The sequence below is a fragment of the Klebsiella sp. K5-204 genome (assembly GCF_030128585.1).
Classification (GTDB): Bacteria; Pseudomonadota; Gammaproteobacteria; order Enterobacterales; family Enterobacteriaceae; genus Klebsiella; species Klebsiella quasipneumoniae.
Genome location: NZ_JAKUZS010000013.1, coordinates 68,296 through 83,852, shown reverse-complemented (window position 1 = coordinate 83,852; position 15,557 = coordinate 68,296). Strand labels below are relative to the sequence as shown.

At 57.4% G+C, this 15,557-nt stretch carries 15 protein-coding genes; 3 read left to right on the top strand and 12 right to left on the bottom strand.

Annotated elements, in window-relative coordinates; all coding sequences use genetic code 11:
- Window positions 1–156: 156 nt before the first annotated feature.
- The 4 genes from hemG to pepQ are packed head-to-tail and all read right to left on the bottom strand — an operon-like array spanning window position 157 to window position 4,147.
- Window positions 157–699 (bottom strand): menaquinone-dependent protoporphyrinogen IX dehydrogenase, encoded by a 543-nt coding sequence (gene hemG, locus MKR05_RS25110; RefSeq protein ID WP_023291587.1) that lies wholly within the window; start codon window positions 697–699, stop codon window positions 157–159.
- 11 nt (window positions 700–710) lie between these two features.
- Window positions 711–2,162, bottom strand: a complete 1,452-nt coding sequence (gene trkH, locus MKR05_RS25105) for a Trk system potassium transporter TrkH (RefSeq protein WP_004886724.1) — start codon at window positions 2,160–2,162, stop codon at window positions 711–713.
- A gap of 39 nt (window positions 2,163–2,201) precedes the next feature.
- A complete protein-coding gene (locus MKR05_RS25100) occupies window positions 2,202–2,816 on the bottom strand; it encodes an IMPACT family protein (RefSeq protein ID WP_004886726.1) in 615 nt (204 codons plus the stop codon).
- Window positions 2,816–4,147, bottom strand: a complete 1,332-nt coding sequence (pepQ, locus tag MKR05_RS25095) for a Xaa-Pro dipeptidase (protein ID WP_064155684.1) — start codon at window positions 4,145–4,147, stop codon at window positions 2,816–2,818. Before pepQ ends, MKR05_RS25100 begins: the two co-directional genes overlap by 1 nt.
- Window positions 4,148–4,338: 191 nt before the next feature.
- Here pepQ and fadB point away from each other — a divergent pair, with 191 nt between their 5' ends.
- Both fadB and fadA read left to right on the top strand, forming a co-directional pair.
- Window positions 4,339–6,528, top strand: a complete 2,190-nt coding sequence (fadB, locus tag MKR05_RS25090; RefSeq protein ID WP_064158491.1) for a fatty acid oxidation complex subunit alpha FadB — start codon at window positions 4,339–4,341, stop codon at window positions 6,526–6,528.
- 9 nt (window positions 6,529–6,537) lie between these two features.
- On the top strand, window positions 6,538–7,701 hold the full coding sequence (gene fadA, locus MKR05_RS25085; RefSeq protein ID WP_004886733.1) for an acetyl-CoA C-acyltransferase FadA: 1,164 nt from the start codon (window positions 6,538–6,540) through the stop codon (window positions 7,699–7,701).
- 193 nt (window positions 7,702–7,894) lie between these two features.
- Here the strand turns inward: fadA and fre are convergent, their stop codons facing one another.
- Window positions 7,895–8,596 carry an NAD(P)H-flavin reductase gene (gene fre / locus MKR05_RS25080; RefSeq protein ID WP_004886735.1) on the bottom strand — a complete coding sequence of 234 codons (702 nt, stop codon included), beginning with the start codon at window positions 8,594–8,596 and terminating at the stop codon, window positions 7,895–7,897.
- Window positions 8,597–8,645: 49 nt separating this feature from the next.
- A complete protein-coding gene (gene ubiD / locus MKR05_RS25075; RefSeq protein ID WP_023291584.1) occupies window positions 8,646–10,121 on the bottom strand; it encodes a 4-hydroxy-3-polyprenylbenzoate decarboxylase in 1,476 nt (491 codons plus the stop codon).
- Between the two features lie 178 nt (window positions 10,122–10,299).
- On the opposite strand from ubiD, the gene rfaH reads away from it, so the two are divergent.
- Window positions 10,300–10,788 (top strand): transcription/translation regulatory transformer protein RfaH, encoded by a 489-nt coding sequence (gene rfaH / locus MKR05_RS25070; RefSeq protein ID WP_004886742.1) that lies wholly within the window; start codon window positions 10,300–10,302, stop codon window positions 10,786–10,788.
- On the opposite strand, the gene tatD is transcribed toward rfaH, so the two are convergent.
- The 6 genes from tatD to MKR05_RS25040 form a co-directional block, all read right to left on the bottom strand.
- Entirely contained in the window at window positions 10,785–11,576 is a 792-nt protein-coding gene (gene tatD, locus MKR05_RS25065; RefSeq protein ID WP_032454525.1) for a 3'-5' ssDNA/RNA exonuclease TatD, read from the bottom strand. The two genes, rfaH and tatD, sit on opposite strands and share 4 nt — an antisense overlap.
- Window positions 11,577–11,619: 43 nt before the next feature.
- Window positions 11,620–12,399: a Sec-independent protein translocase subunit TatC gene (gene tatC, locus MKR05_RS25060; protein WP_004886745.1), complete on the bottom strand. Its 780-nt coding sequence runs from the start codon at window positions 12,397–12,399 to the stop codon at window positions 11,620–11,622.
- A 2-nt stretch (window positions 12,400–12,401) separates the two neighbouring features.
- Window positions 12,402–12,926 (bottom strand): Sec-independent protein translocase protein TatB, encoded by a 525-nt coding sequence (gene tatB / locus MKR05_RS25055; protein WP_048296407.1) that lies wholly within the window; start codon window positions 12,924–12,926, stop codon window positions 12,402–12,404.
- A gap of 3 nt (window positions 12,927–12,929) precedes the next feature.
- Window positions 12,930–13,181 (bottom strand): Sec-independent protein translocase subunit TatA, encoded by a 252-nt coding sequence (gene tatA, locus MKR05_RS25050; protein WP_002883425.1) that lies wholly within the window; start codon window positions 13,179–13,181, stop codon window positions 12,930–12,932.
- 129 nt (window positions 13,182–13,310) lie between these two features.
- Complete coding sequence (gene ubiB / locus MKR05_RS25045; RefSeq protein WP_032454523.1) at window positions 13,311–14,951, bottom strand: ubiquinone biosynthesis regulatory protein kinase UbiB; 1,641 nt, start codon at window positions 14,949–14,951, stop codon at window positions 13,311–13,313.
- Window positions 14,948–15,553, bottom strand: a complete 606-nt coding sequence (locus MKR05_RS25040) for an SCP2 domain-containing protein (protein WP_032454522.1) — start codon at window positions 15,551–15,553, stop codon at window positions 14,948–14,950. The genes ubiB and MKR05_RS25040 overlap by 4 nt, the downstream gene beginning before the upstream one ends.
- Window positions 15,554–15,557: the final 4 nt, after the last annotated feature.

Below are 15,557 nucleotides of genomic sequence, written 5' to 3'. Positions count from 1 at the left end.
TTTCTCTGCGAGGTTCTCACCGGAACCCCGCTGACCCGGCGGCTTGCTTGCCGTTGTTCCGTGTCAGTGGAGGCGCATTATAGGGAGTAATTCTGAGGTGACAAGGGGAAATGCAAAAAAACTTTTCGTTCGCTCGCTTTTCTATCAAGACGCTGTTTAAACGCCCTGTTTGCGGATCATTTGCGCGATTTCTCGGGCAAATCGGGAGACCTGTTGCCAGTCGGTATAGACCACTTCTTTACGGGTATCCGTTTCGCCCCCGGTCATTTTCATAATCAGGCGGATCATAAACCGATCGTACCAGCGGTAACGCGGGTAACGTAGCGCCCCGGCAAACACCGCGCAGCTCTGCGGCTGCCACGGCGAGTTGAGCAGAAACTTGCGCGTATAGCTGTTGGTCTGCGGCGTGCGCTTCTCGGGTTTGCGCGCAACCAGGTTCACCGAAAAGAATGCCCCCGGCAGCGCCTGCAATGCTGCAAGGTGCTTTTTCACAAAGCGGTCCACCGCCGGATGAAAGTGTCCGTAGCGAATCGACGCGCCAATCACCACGCGATCATAATGATGCCATTCCACGTCATCGGTACGGTTCAGATTCAGGGTGTCCGCATCGATACCCAGCTCTTTAAGCTCAGAGGCGAGAAACGAAGCGATTTCACGTGTCTGCCCGTCGCGGGTGGAAAAGAGAATTAAAGTTTTCACGAGCACTCCTGTTATTCGCGCCAGAAAGTGGGAGTAAAGAGCACCAGTAAGGTGAACACTTCCAGACGACCAAACAGCATATTAGCAATCAGGATCCATTTCGCGACCGGGTTCATGGTGGCAAAGTTGTCCGCGACGACGCCGAGCCCAGGCCCGAGGTTGTTCAATGTCGCCACCACGGAGGCGAAAGCGGAGAAGTCATCCACCCCGGTGGCGATAATAGCCAGCATACTAATGATAAAGACCAGCGCATAGGCGGAGAAGAATCCCCATACCGCTTCCAGAATACGTTCCGGCAGCGCGCGGTTACCTAATTTAATGCTATACACCGCATTCGGGTGAACCAGACGCTTAAGCTCACGGTTGCCCTGCTTGAACAGCAACAGGATACGGATAACCTTTAAGCCACCGCCCGTAGAGCCTGCGCAGCCGCCGATAAATGCGGAGCACAGCAGAAGCACCGGCAGGAACAGCGGCCAGCGCGCAATGCTATCGGTGGTGAATCCCGCGGTGGTCGCCATCGACACCACCTGGAAAAACGCCTGATTCAGCGTCGTCAGCACCGAGCCGTACACGTTATGAAGCCATAGCACCAGCGTACAGACGATGACCAGCGTCAACTGGACGCCAATGAACATTCGAAACTCAGGGTCGCGCCAGTACACCTTCAGGCTGCGTCCGCTCAACAACGAAAAATGCAGACCGTAGTTACAGCCGGAGATCAGCAGGAAGATGGCAATGATGGAGTTGATCATCGGGCTGTTGAAATAGCCGACGCTGGCATCGTGAGTCGAGAAACCGCCGATGGCGATGGTGGCGAAGCTGTGCCCTATCGCATCGAAGGCCGGCATACCGGCAAACCAGAGCGCCAATGCGCAGGCGACCGTCAGTAACACATAGATGAGCCACAATGTTTTTGCCGTCTCGGCGATGCGCGGGCGCATCTTGTTATCTTTCAGCGGGCCGGGCATTTCCGCACGGTAGAGCTGCATCCCCCCGACGCCGAGGATAGGCAGAATCGCCACCGCCAGCACAATGATCCCCATACCGCCGAACCACTGCAGCATCTGCCGGTAAAAGAGGATAGCGTGCGGGAGCGAGTCCAGCCCCACCAGGGTGGTCGCCCCGGTCGTCGTCAGGCCGGAAAATGACTCGAAGAAGGCATCCGTCACCGTCAGGTTCGGCTGTTCGGCGAAAATAAAGGGCAAGGCCCCTACGCTACCCAGCACGGTCCAGAACAGCACCACGATCAGAAATCCTTCACGGGATTTCAGTTCACCCTTTTGCTTACGGTTCGGCCACCACAGCATGGAGCCGATCGCCAGAGCGACAAAAAAAGTTTGAGTGAAGGCCCGTCCCGCGCCATCGCGATATATCAGGGCCACTAATCCCGGGACGATCATCGTCCCCGAAAACAAGATGACCAGCAGTCCAACGATTCGGGTTATGGCGCGAAAATGCATCTCTGGCGCTTCCTTTGATAGGCAAAAAAACAGAGGGGATTATTCGTTAATCTTCAGCAATTGCAATGAACCGCGACTAAAATCAGCCAGTTTTGCTGAAAAAGCCGCCACTTCAGCCTGGGGAAGCGCCACGCGCAGCCGAACCGACGCCAGATATTCGCTTTCAACGACGTTGCCGGAAAATTGGGCGAGCAGCGCTTCGACGCCGGCCAGTTGCCCATATTCACATTGCAAAGTATATGCTGTTAACGGCGTCTTGCGCAGTGTCGTCAACTGCGCCAGCGCCTGATGAACACCGCCGCCATAGGCTTTCACCAGGCCGCCGGTGCCCAGCAGGATACCACCGTAGTAACGCACGACGACAGCGGTTATCTCGCCGACGCCGCTTCCCATCAGCTGCGCCAGCATCGGTTTACCCGCCGTTCCCGCCGGTTCGCCATCATCAGAAAACCCAAGCTGTTGCGAATCATCAGGCGGTCCGGCGACCCACGCCACGCAGTGGTGACGGGCATCGGGGTGATCCGCTCTGACGGACTCGACAAAGGCTTTCGCCGCCGCCACGCCGTCGGTATGCGCCAACAGCGTGATAAAACGGCTCTTTTTGATCTCCTCAACGACGGAAACGGGCGCCGCCGGGATTAACCAGCTCTCCATTAGGCCAGCTTCAGATCGCGCGTCATGTTTTCGATACTGTTTTCGTGAACCACCACGTTATCTTCGATACGGATCCCGCCGAATGGCTTCATGGCGTCAATTTTTTGCCAGTTGAAGTGTTTGCTGAACGGACCTTCACGCCACGGCGCCAGTAACGACTCGATAAAGTAGATGCCGGGTTCAATGGTCAACACCATACGCGGCTCGATAATACGGGTGCAGCGCAGATACGGGTATTTCGCTGGCGCCGCCAGATGCGTACCGGAGTCGTCTTGCATAAAGCCAGCAACATCATGCACCTGCAGACCCAGCGGATGACCAATCCCGTGCGGCATAAATGGCCCGGTCAGATCGTTTTCCACCATCGCCTCTTCGCTCATGTCAGTGACTAACTGGTGTTTACGCAGCAGCTTCGCAATACGCTGGTGGAACTGGATATGGTAATCGACGTAGCGAGTCCCGGCTTTCATGGTGCTAATCAGCGCCAGTTGCTCGTCGTTAACGTCTTTAATCAGATGGGCGAAATCGTTATCGCTGTGTGCCGCCCAGGTCCGCGTCAGATCCGCAGCATAGCCGTTATATTCCGCACCGGCGTCGAGCAGGAAGCTGCGCATTTCCGCCGGAGCGCGGTGGTCCAGTTTAGTGTAGTGCAGGACAGAAGCATGCTCGTTCAGCGCCACGATATTGCTGTAAGGCACGTCGGTATCGCGGTGTCCGGTTGCGGTAAGATAGGCCTGATTGATATCGAATTCGCTCATCCCGGACTGAAAAGCTTCATAGGCCGCACGATGACCATTCACCGCCGACTTCTGCGCTTCACGCATACAGGCCAGCTCGTAATCGGTTTTGTAAGCCCGGTAGTAATGCAGATAATCGATAACCCCTTTCGGGTTGATCTTATCCGCGGCGATTCCCAGACCCAGCGCGCGCTCCGGAACCGGCCCGATATAACCAATATTTCCGCGAGCGGCAGGCAGTTGGCTGCCGATGCCATCGGCCTTCGGCAGCGCGACTACATCGACCTCTTCGGTCCAGAACGAGGTCGGCAGCGGCTCAACGTTATGCCAGTAATCAACCGGCAGATAGAACCACAGCTTCGGTTTATTCACACCGTCCACCAGCAACCAGCAGTTAGGCACCTGAGTCACCGGCACCCAGGCTTTGAACTGCGGATTGACCTTGAACGGGTACGGATGGTCATCAAGGAAGACGTTAACCAGCTCGCCGGAGTGAATCAGCAGAGCATCCATCTGAAAACGGGACAGGACGTCGCGGGTACGTTCTTGTAGGGTAACAATATGATTTTTATAGAGCGCGGCCAGGGATTCCATCTTTTGTCCTTTGCTTTTATGGGATCGTGATACTCCGCATCTTAGCACATCGACCTGCGTGCGGGTGATTTCCACCGGATGTGATCCGACCAGCAATTATTTAAAGAGTAATTTGCAATTCTTTAACATAAATTCCACACTCCGTTTCATCTGGTATGACCAGATCATATTGCTGGATTCAGGAGACTGACATGCTCTACAAAGGCGACACCCTGTACCTCGACTGGCTGGAAGATGGCATCGCCGAACTGGTGTTCGATGCCCCAGGTTCGGTCAACAAGCTTGATACCGCAACCGTAGCCAGCCTCGGTCATGCGCTGGACGTACTGGAAAAACAAAACGATCTCAAAGGCCTGATGCTGCGCTCTGAAAAAGCGGCGTTTATCGTCGGCGCGGATATTACGGAATTCCTCTCACTGTTCCTGGTCCCTGAGGAGCAGTTAAGCCAATGGCTGCATTTTGCTAACAGCGTCTTCAACCGTCTGGAAGATCTTCCGGTCCCCACTGTCTCCGCCGTCAACGGTTACGCGCTGGGCGGCGGTTGTGAATGCGTCCTGGCGACCGATTATCGCCTGGCGACGCCGGATCTGCGCATTGGTCTGCCGGAAACCAAACTCGGCATTATGCCAGGCTTCGGCGGCTCAGTCCGTTTGCCGCGCCTGCTCGGCGCCGACAGCGCGCTGGAGATCATTGCTGCCGGGAAAGATGTCGGTGCCGATCAAGCGCTGAAAATCGGCCTGGTGGATGGCGTAGTTGCTGCCGACAAACTGCGCGACGGCGCGCTGGCGATCCTGCGCCAGGCGATTCAGGGCGACCTGGACTGGAAAGCGAAACGTCAACCGAAGCTGGAGCCGCTGAAGCTCAGCAAAATTGAAGCGACGATGAGTTTCACCATCGCCAAAGGCATGGTCGCGCAAACCGCCGGGAAGCATTATCCGGCGCCGATCACCGCGGTGAAAACCATTGAAGCCGCCGCGCGTCTTGGTCGTGAAGAGGCCCTGGTGCTGGAAAATAAAAGCTTTGTCCCGCTGGCTCATACCAATGAGGCCCGCGCGCTGGTCGGTATCTTCCTCAACGACCAGTACGTCAAAGCGAAAGCGAAAAAACTGACCAAAGATGTCGAAACGCCGAAGCAGGCCGCCGTCCTGGGCGCGGGCATTATGGGCGGCGGCATCGCTTATCAGTCGGCGTGGAAAGGCGTACCGGTCATCATGAAGGACATCAACGATAAATCGCTGACGCTCGGCATGACCGAAGCGGCGAAGCTACTGAATAAACAGCTGGAACGCGGCAAAATCGACGGTCTGAAGCTGGCCGGAGTAATAAGCACCATTCAGCCAACGCTGGAGTATAGCGGTTTTGATCGCGTGGACGTGGTCGTTGAAGCGGTGGTGGAAAACCCGAAAGTGAAGAAAGCAGTGCTGGCGGAAACGGAAAATAAAATCCGCCCGGATACCGTGCTGGCGTCCAACACCTCAACGATCCCCATCAGCGAGCTGGCCAGCGTTCTGCAGCGCCCGGAAAATTTCTGCGGCATGCACTTCTTTAACCCGGTGCATCGCATGCCGCTGGTAGAAGTGATCCGCGGCGAAAAAACCTCGGATAATACCATTGCCAAAGTCGTCGCCTGGGCCAGCAAAATGGGCAAGACGCCAATCGTGGTCAATGATTGTCCCGGTTTCTTCGTCAACCGCGTGCTGTTCCCCTACTTCGCCGGCTTCAGCCAGCTGCTGCGCGACGGGGCGGATTTCCGCAAAGTCGACAAAGTGATGGAGAAACAGTTTGGCTGGCCGATGGGCCCGGCCTATCTGCTGGACGTGGTCGGCATCGACACCGCGCACCATGCTCAGGCGGTCATGGCGGCGGGCTTCCCGCAGCGGATGCAGAAAGATTATCGCGACGCCATCGACGCCCTGTTTGACGCCAACCGTTTCGGCCAGAAGAACGGCCTCGGCTTCTGGCGCTATAAAGACGACAGCAAAGGTAAGCCGAAGAAAGAAGAAGATGCCGCCGTCGACAGCCTGCTGGCCGACGTCAGCCAGCCGAAGCGCGATTTCAGCGATGAAGAGATTATCGCCCGCATGATGATCCCGATGGTTAACGAAGTCGTCCGCTGCCTGGAAGAAGGCATTATCGCCAGCCCGGCGGAAGCGGATATGGCGCTGGTATACGGCCTCGGCTTCCCTCCGTTCCACGGCGGCGCCTTCCGCTGGCTGGATACCATCGGCAGCGCGAAGTATCTCGATATGGCGCAGCAGTACCAGCACCTTGGGCCGCTGTATGAAGTCCCTGCCGGTCTGCGTGACAAAGCGCGCCATAACGAAGCGTATTATCCCCAGGTAGAGCCAGCCCGTCCGGTTGGCGCTCTGAAAACGGCTTAAGGAGTCACAATGGAACAGGTTGTCATTGTCGATGCTATTCGCACCCCGATGGGCCGTTCAAAGGGCGGCGCATTTCGCCACGTGCGCGCGGAAGACCTCTCCGCGCACCTGATGCGTAGCCTGCTGTCGCGCAACCCGTCGCTTGAGGCAAGCGCAATAGACGATATCTACTGGGGCTGCGTGCAGCAAACCCTCGAGCAGGGTTTTAACATCGCCCGTAACGCGGCGCTGCTGGCGGAGATCCCGCATTCGGTACCGGCAAACACGGTTAACCGTCTGTGCGGTTCTTCCATGCAGGCGCTGCACGATGCCGCACGCATGATCATGACCGGCGATGCCAGCGTTTGCCTGATTGGCGGCGTGGAGCACATGGGCCATGTGCCGATGAGCCACGGCGTCGATTTCCACCCGGGCCTGAGTCGCAACGTGGCGAAGGCGGCAGGGATGATGGGGCTGACCGCTGAAATGCTGGCGCGTCTGCACGGCATTAGCCGGGAAATGCAGGATCAGTTCGCCGCGCGCTCCCACGCCCGCGCCTGGGCTGCGACCCAGTCCGGCGCATTCAAAGCCGAGATTATCCCCACCGGCGGCCACGATGCCGATGGCGTACTGAAGTCCTTTAACTATGACGAAGTGATCCGCCCGGAAACCACCGTCGAGACGCTGTCTACCCTGAGGCCGGCGTTTGACCCGGTGACCGGTACGGTAACGGCGGGTACCTCTTCCGCCCTTTCCGATGGCGCGGCGGCGATGCTGCTGATGAGCGAAAGTCGCGCCCGCGAACTGGGGCTGAAGCCACGCGCCCGCGTCCGTTCGATGGCGGTGGTCGGCTGCGACCCGTCCATTATGGGCTATGGCCCGGTTCCCGCCTCGAAGCTGGCGCTGAAAAAAGCGGGCTTATCCACCAGCGATATCGACGTCTTTGAAATGAATGAGGCCTTTGCCGCGCAGATCCTGCCGTGCATTAAAGATCTGGGCCTGATGGAGCAGATCGATGAGAAGATCAACCTTAACGGCGGGGCGATCGCGCTCGGTCATCCGCTGGGTTGTTCCGGGGCGCGTATTAGCACCACGTTGATCAATCAGATGGAGCGTAAAGATGCCCAGTTCGGCCTCGCCACCATGTGCATTGGCCTGGGACAAGGGATCGCCACCGTGTTTGAGCGGGTGTAAATTTACAAAAGGGTATCTCACAGCCAATGGCGTCAGAACAAGGCGGCAAGCGAGCGAATCCCGATGAGCTTACTGAAGTAAGTGATTCGGGTGAGCGAGCGCAGCCGACGCAGTTATGACGTCATTGGCGAAGAGAGACAGTTTAGTTGCCGTTCTTCCCGCCTGTCAGGGGCGGGTTTTTTATTTGCAGATATCAGATAAAAGCAAACGCGTCGCCAAACAGGCGATCTTCGCGCGCGCCGCGTTCATTGCAGAACAGGTCGCGAGCAATCTTGGCCATCTCAAAACGCCCGGCAATATAGATATCGTGATCGGCCAGGGTACCGTAATCCTGCAGCACCGCGGTCAGCACGGTGCCGGAACGCCCACGCCAGCCCTCTTCCGGCTGCTCAACCACCGGCTCAATACGCAGATTCGGATGTTTGACGCTCAAGGCTTCCAGCTCAGCCAGATCGTACAGATGTTTGGTCTCGCGGCCGCCCCAGTAAATCGCGATATCGCGCTGAGGATTGCGTGACAGCGCGGTCAGCAGAATAGAACGCACATAAGAGAAGCCGGTGCCGCCGGCAATCAAAATCAGCGGGCGGTCTTCATCTTCACGCAGCCAGGCTTCGCCATGCGGGATATCAACCTCAATTTCGCGCTCTTTCAGGATGCGATCCATGACCGCCATCGCGTACAGATTGAGCTCCGAGGCGCCGATATGCAGTTCGATAAATTCCTGTTCCGCCGGCGTGGAGGCCATGGAGAATGGGCGTTTGTCGCGCTCATCCATTACCACCATCAGATACTGGCCAGCGCGGAAAGAGAATGCCGCTTCCGGTACTAATCGAACACGATACACGGTATCGGTAATCGCCTCCACCGAGGTCACTTTACAGCTTAAGGTTGTCATGCGTCCCCTCTGTCGGGTCTATAGAGCAAAACAGCGGCGTTAGCCCCGCTTACTGTTGTTTAAAGATGGCCAGATCATCCCAGATGGCGTCAATGCGCGCCGTGACGGCAGGATCTTTTTTGATTGGGCGACCCCATTCACGCTGGGTTTCGCCAGGCCATTTATTGGTGGCATCCAGCCCCATTTTTGAACCCAGGCCGGAAACCGGCGAGGCAAAATCCAGATAATCAATTGGCGTATTCTCTACCAGTACCGTATCACGAGCTGGGTCCATACGGGTAGTGATCGCCCAAATCACATCGTTCCAGTCGCGAGCGTTGACATCGTCATCGCAGACAATCACGAATTTGGTGTACATAAACTGGCGCAGGAACGACCAGACGCCCATCATCACGCGCTTGGCATGGCCTGCATACTGTTTTTTCATCGTCACCACCGCCAGGCGGTAGGAGCACCCTTCCGGCGGCAGATAGAAATCGACGATTTCCGGAAACTGTTTTTGCAGGATCGGGACGAAGACTTCATTCAGCGCCACGCCCAGCACCGCAGGCTCATCCGGCGGACGGCCGGTATAGGTCGAATGATAAATCGCGTCTTCACGTTGGGTAATATGGGTGACCGTAAACACCGGGAACTGGTCTACTTCATTGTAGTAGCCGGTATGGTCGCCATACGGACCTTCCGGCGCCATCTCCCCGGCCTCGATATAACCTTCCAGCACAATCTCTGCGCTGGCAGGCACTTCAAGATCGTTCGAGACGCATTTCACCACTTCGGTTTTGGTGCCGCGCAGCAGCCCGGCAAAGGCATATTCCGACAAAGTATCCGGCACCGGGGTCACCGCGCCAAGAATGGTCGCTGGGTCGGCGCCGAGCGCCACAGAAACCGGGAAGCGTTCGCCCGGACGCGCCGCGCTCCACTCCTGGAAATCCAGTGCGCCGCCGCGATGAGACAGCCAGCGCATAATCAGTTTGTTTTTGCCAATCAGCTGCTGGCGATAAATCCCCAGGTTCTGCCGCTCTTTGTGCGGCCCGCGGGTCACCGTCAGCCCCCAGGTGATCAGCGGCGCGGCATCGTCCGGCCAGCAGGTCATAATCGGGATTTTCCTCAGGTCGACGTCATCGCCCTGGATGATTTTTTGCTGGCAGGGGGCGCCGCGCAGACGTTTGGTCGGCATATTCAGCACTTGCTTAAACTGCGGCAGCTTATCAAACAGATCGCGGAAACCTTTGGGCGGCTCAGGCTCTTTCAGAAAGGCTAACAGCTTACCCACCTCGCGCAGCGAACTGACGTCCTCCTGACCCATCCCCAGCGCCACGCGCCGCGGCGTGCCGAACAGGTTGCACAGCACCGGCATGGTATAGCCTTTCGGATTCTCAAACAGCAACGCCGGACCGCCAGCGCGCAGGGTGCGGTCGGCAATTTCGGTGATTTCCAGGTGGGGATCGACCGGCAGAGTGATACGTTTTAGTTCGCCCTGTTGTTCCAGGAGTGTCAGAAAGTCGCGAAGATCGTGATATTTCATGAAAGTGTTATTGACCTCTCTACAGGCGGCTAATTATACGGTGTTCAACGGCGAGATGCTGTAATTTTGTTAAATTAGCGTGAAAGAACGCTGAAATTTGGATTTCAATTATAATGGCTTTCGCGATTACACCAGCCATTTGTTATGCTTGCCGTTATTAGAAGTGGAATGAGTCATTATGCAAGCCTGGTACTTACTGTATTGCAAACGTGGGCAGCTACAACGAGCCCAGGAACATCTGGAACGTCAGTCAGTTAACTGCCTGATGCCGACGATTGCGCTGGAAAAAATCATTCGCGGTAAACGCACCATGGTCAGCGAACCGTTGTTTCCGAACTACCTGTTTATTGAGTTCGATCCAGAGGTGATTCATACCACCACCATCAGCGCCACCCGCGGGGTTAACAACTTCGTGCGCTTTGGCGCCCTACCCGCTATCGTCCCCTCGGCGGTCATCCATCAGCTCTCTATCTATAAACCGGAAGGCATCACCGACCCGGAAACGCCGCATGAGGGCGATAGCGTACTGATCACCGACGGCGCGTTCGAAGGCTTACAGGCTATCTTTACCGAGCCGGACGGTGAAGCACGCTCTATGTTGCTGTTAAACCTGCTGAATAAGCAAGTCCTGCAGAGCGTAAAAAACACCGATTTCCAGAAAATCTAAGCGCCGATAACGTCGACGCCAAACAGCGCTCTGACGTTTGCGTCCGTTTGCGCCTCAAGCCACTGCGCCTCCTCGCCGCGCCAGGCCGCGACGCTGGCCAGGATATGCGGCAAATACGCGGGCTCGTTACGACGCGAGGCGGGTTTCGGCTTGAGGTCGCGCGGCAGCAGATAGGGCGCATCGGTCTCCAGCAGCAGACGTTCCGCCGGGATCGCCGGCAGTAGCTCTCGCAGCTCGAGCCCGCGCCGCTCATCGCACACCCAACCGGTAATGCCGATAAACAGCCCCAGATCCAGACATTCCTGCACCTCGCTGCGGCTGCCGGTAAAGCAGTGCAGCACCGCGCCCGGGATCTTCCCAAGCCAGGGTTTAAGTAGCGTCAGAAACCGGTCGTGGGCGTCGCGGCAGTGTAAAAACACCGGCATCGACAGCTCGGCGGCCAGCGCCAGTTGGGCGCTGAATGCCGCCTCCTGCTCCTGCGGCGTGGAGAAATTACGATTAAAATCCAGACCACATTCCCCTATCGCCACCACCTGCGGCTCGCGGGCAAGGACATAAATCGCCTCGGCGACCGCTGGCGTCCAGCTGCTGCCGTCATGGGGATGAACCCCCGCCGTGGACCAGCAGCCGGCGTAATGGCTCGCCATTCTCTGCGCCTGCTGGCTCTCCGGCAAATTTGTGCCGGTCAGCAGCATGCCGTGGACCCCCGCCGACCGGGCGCGCGCCACCACCTCATCATGGTCGCGGGCAAACTGCGAACTGGTCAGATTAACGCCGATATCAAACATGATCGCTCCATATGACAACCGCCCTGACGGGCGGTTGGCGGTGTTACTCTTCTCTGTGCTCAGCAGCTTCAGCTTCGGCCGCGGCATCGTCATCGCGTGTCAGGCGCTTCCCGGTGTAGAAGCGGGCGAAGAACACCCCGACTTCAAACAGACAGTACATCGGAATGGCCAGCAGCGTCTGCGAGAACACGTCCGGCGGCGTCAGCAGCATGCCCACCACGAAGGCGCCCACCAGCACATACGGCCGTTTTTTGCGCAGCTCTTCCGGCGTAGTGACGCCCATCCAGCAGAGCAGCACAATGGCGACCGGCACCTCAAAAGAGACCCCGAACGCCATAAACAGCGCCATCACGAAGTCGAGATAGCTGCGGATATCGGTCGAGACCAGCACCCCCTCCGGGGCAGCATGGGTCAGAAAGCCGAACGCCAGCGGAAACACGACAAAATACGCGAAAGCCATGCCGATATAGAACAGCAGCGTGCTGGAGACCAGCAAGGGCACCACCAGCCGGCGCTCGTGCTTATACAGCGCCGGCGCGACGAAGGCCCATACCTGATACAGAATAATCGGCACCGACAGGATCACCGACACCATAAAGGTCAGCTTTATCGGCGTAAAGAAAGGTGAAGCGACATCGGTGGCGATCATCGTCGCGCCTACCGGCATCTTGCTGATAAGCGGGGCCGAGACCAGCTGATAGATATCATTGGCGAAATAGACCAGCGCCAGGAAGATCACCAGGATAGCAATGATGCTGTTGAGCAGACGCTTGCGCAGCTCAATCAGATGCGAAATTAGCGGTTGTGTATCGTCTACGCCCATGTTTACGGTTTATCACTCGATGCGGGGGAAGAATGGGGGGCAGCCGCCGTAGCGGATGTTTTCTCTGCCGGTGAAGCGGGTTGCTCGTCGGCCACGGGCTCTGGCGCATGAGCCGGAGCGCTGGCCTGATGTTCGGCCGTCGCCGGCGTGACGTCCTGCCGCTGCGCTTCGCTGCCTTTCACCACCGGATTATGGATGGTATTCGCTTCGTCGCTGGCCTTTTCCGGATCGTGGGCGCTATAGGAGCGCTTCATCGACTCCGCGGCCTCGCGCAGCTCGTCCATAGAGGCTTTCAGCTCCGGCGTCAGGTTATTCAGGCTGGCCTTTTCCACCTTCTTGAGGCTCTCCTGGAACTCCTGCAGTTTTAGCTCCTGAGCCAGCTCATTCTGCACCGTGGTCGCCAGCGACCGTAGCGTACGGATCCAGCCAACCACCGTTTTAACCGCGACGGGAAGCCGCTGTGGCCCCAGAACAATGAGGCCAATTACAAACACCAGCAGTAGTTCACTAAAACCAATATCGAACACGAGTTACACCTGCTCTTTGTCGTGGCGTTTTGTCTCGTCTTTTTTTGCATCATCCTGTTTGTCGGCGATAGTTTTCGCCGTGAAATCTGCGTCTGGCGCCGACTTTTCGGGTTTATCATCATCACTCATGGCTTTTTTAAAGCCTTTGATGGATGCCCCTAAGTCTGACCCCAGTGAGCTCAGCTTCTTCGTCCCGAAAAGCAGAACTACGATGACGACAACAATTAATAACTGCCAAATACTGATACCACCCATACACATTCCCCTATGACAGATGATGAATTATGTGGACGCATTATACACGCCATCCTGCCAGCCGCCTCGCCGTCAGACCACCGGCATGATTTTGCGCAAATAAGCCTGCGTCATGAAGTGGCGAACCGATCAGCGGGTTTTTCGCCAGCCAATCAGCCAGGTCACGACACCGCCGGCCATCAGCCAGCCGGGCATCATTCCCCACTCAGGGCGATGGATAAAGAGCAGCGTACCACTGAGCAATAAAACCGCGCCTATACCAAACAGATAACGGGATTGGCCCTGGCGCACATGACGCACATGCATATCCCGCACGATAGTATCGACGCTGGTCTGCAGCTGTTTGCTCTGCTGCAGGCTCTGATACACCAGCTCAGGTATTTCAGGCATTCTTTCGATCCAGAACGGCGCTTTGTCTTTAAACGCGCGCACCAGCGCCGGAATACCGACCTGATCTTTGATCCACGACTCAAGGAAAGGCTTCGCCGTTTTCCACAAGTCTAACTGAGGATAGAGCTGCCGGCCTACCCCTTCTACGTAAAGTAATGTCTTCTGTAGCAAAACAAGCTGCGGCTGGACTTCCATATTGAAGCGCCGCGCGGTGTTGAACAGATTAAGCAGCACGTGGCCGAAGGAGATCTCCGCCAGCGGCTTCTCAAAAATGGGCTCGCAGACCGTGCGGATCGCGAACTCAAACTCTTCGACATTAGTGTCCGGCGGAACCCAACCGGAGTCGACGTGCAGCTCGGCAACCTTACGATAATCGCGGTTGAAAAAGGCGATAAAGTTTTCCGCCAGATAGCGCTTATCTTCTTTGTTCAGCGAGCCGACAATGCCGCAATCGATGCCGATATACTGCGGATCTTCCGGGTGCTCGTAGCTGACGAATATGTTGCCAGGGTGCATATCAGCATGGAAAAAACTGTCGCGGAACACCTGGGTGAAGAAGACCTGCACGCCCCGCTCCGCCAGCAGCTGCAGGTTGGTTCCCTGAGCCTCCAGCGCCTCGACGTCGGACACCGGAATGCCGTAGATGCGCTCCATCACCATCATGCTTTCGCTGCAGTAGTCGGGGTACACCTCCGGCACATACAGCATCGGGCTGTCTTCGAAATTACGCCGCAGCTGAATGGCGTTGGCGGATTCCCGCAGCAGGTTCAGCTCGTCCAGCAGCGTTTTTTCATACTCACGAACTACCTCCTGCGGGCGCAGACGGCGGCCGTCAGGCAGCAGACGCGGCACCCAGCGCGCCAGGCGGTAGATGAGCTTCATGTCCGCTTTAATGATCGGCAAAATATCCGGACGGATAACCTTGATCACCACCTCTTTGCCGTTCTCTTTCAGACGCGCGGTATGCACCTGGGCGATAGACGCCGAGGCTAACGGCTCAACGGAGAAATCATCAAACCAGGCCTCCACCGGCAGGCCACCCATCGCTTTCTCTATCTGCTGCTGCGCGAGCTTCCCGTCAAAGGGCGCCACGCGGTCCTGCAACAGCGCCAGCTGATCGGCAATATGCGGCGGAAAGAGATCCCGCCGCGTGGAAAGCATCTGGCCGAATTTAATCCACACCGGCCCCAGCTCCTGAAGCGCCAGCCGCAGACGGGCGCCAAGGGGTTGATCCTGATGGCGGTTTGGCATCCAGAACAGCATCCGCCGCCAGATACGCAGCGGCAGCGTGATCCGCATTTTGGGGATGAGCTCATCGAGCCCGTAGCTCAAAAAGGTGTGGACGATGAAATACAGGCGCCGTAATTCTCCTGGCGTCATTTGCCCTCCAGCGTTTCCAGCCGTTTTTCCAGTGCGGCCAGCGCGCGTTCAATAGCCGTCGTCTCTTCAGCAAACCAGGCCAGCTCCAGCGGCCCCGGCGCCAGGCGCCACTCTTCAGTGATCGCTTCCGCGACATAGCGCTGCTGGCGCTGCGCCCCTTTCAGTAAAAACTGAGCGCCGCCGCGGAGAACTTTACCGACGCCTTCGGCCACGATGTCGCCGGTGTAAGGCGCCAGCAGTTCAGCGGGATCGAACTCCGCCAGATCGCACAGGGTGACCATGTTCTGCACCACCTGCAGATCGCCCTGCACTTCCAGCTCGCCGCTGCGGATAAGCGCCGTGAGCTGCTGACGGTTGCGCAGTTTTGGCAGTACGCTGAGCCGGGTAATCACGGTGCAGTCGGCCTCTCCCTCCCAGGCGCTCAGGACATCCACCTGGCGTTCGCTGAACACCAGCACCACGGGCGTGGAGAAGTCCTGCAGCTGTACCCGCAATACCTTGCCCAGCAGGCGCTGGCGGGCGGGTTTTAGCGCTTTGTCGCGCCAGAGGAAAGTATTCAGCGCCGTTTCAATGCCAGCGGTCACCAGGGGTGTGAAAGGCATAGCG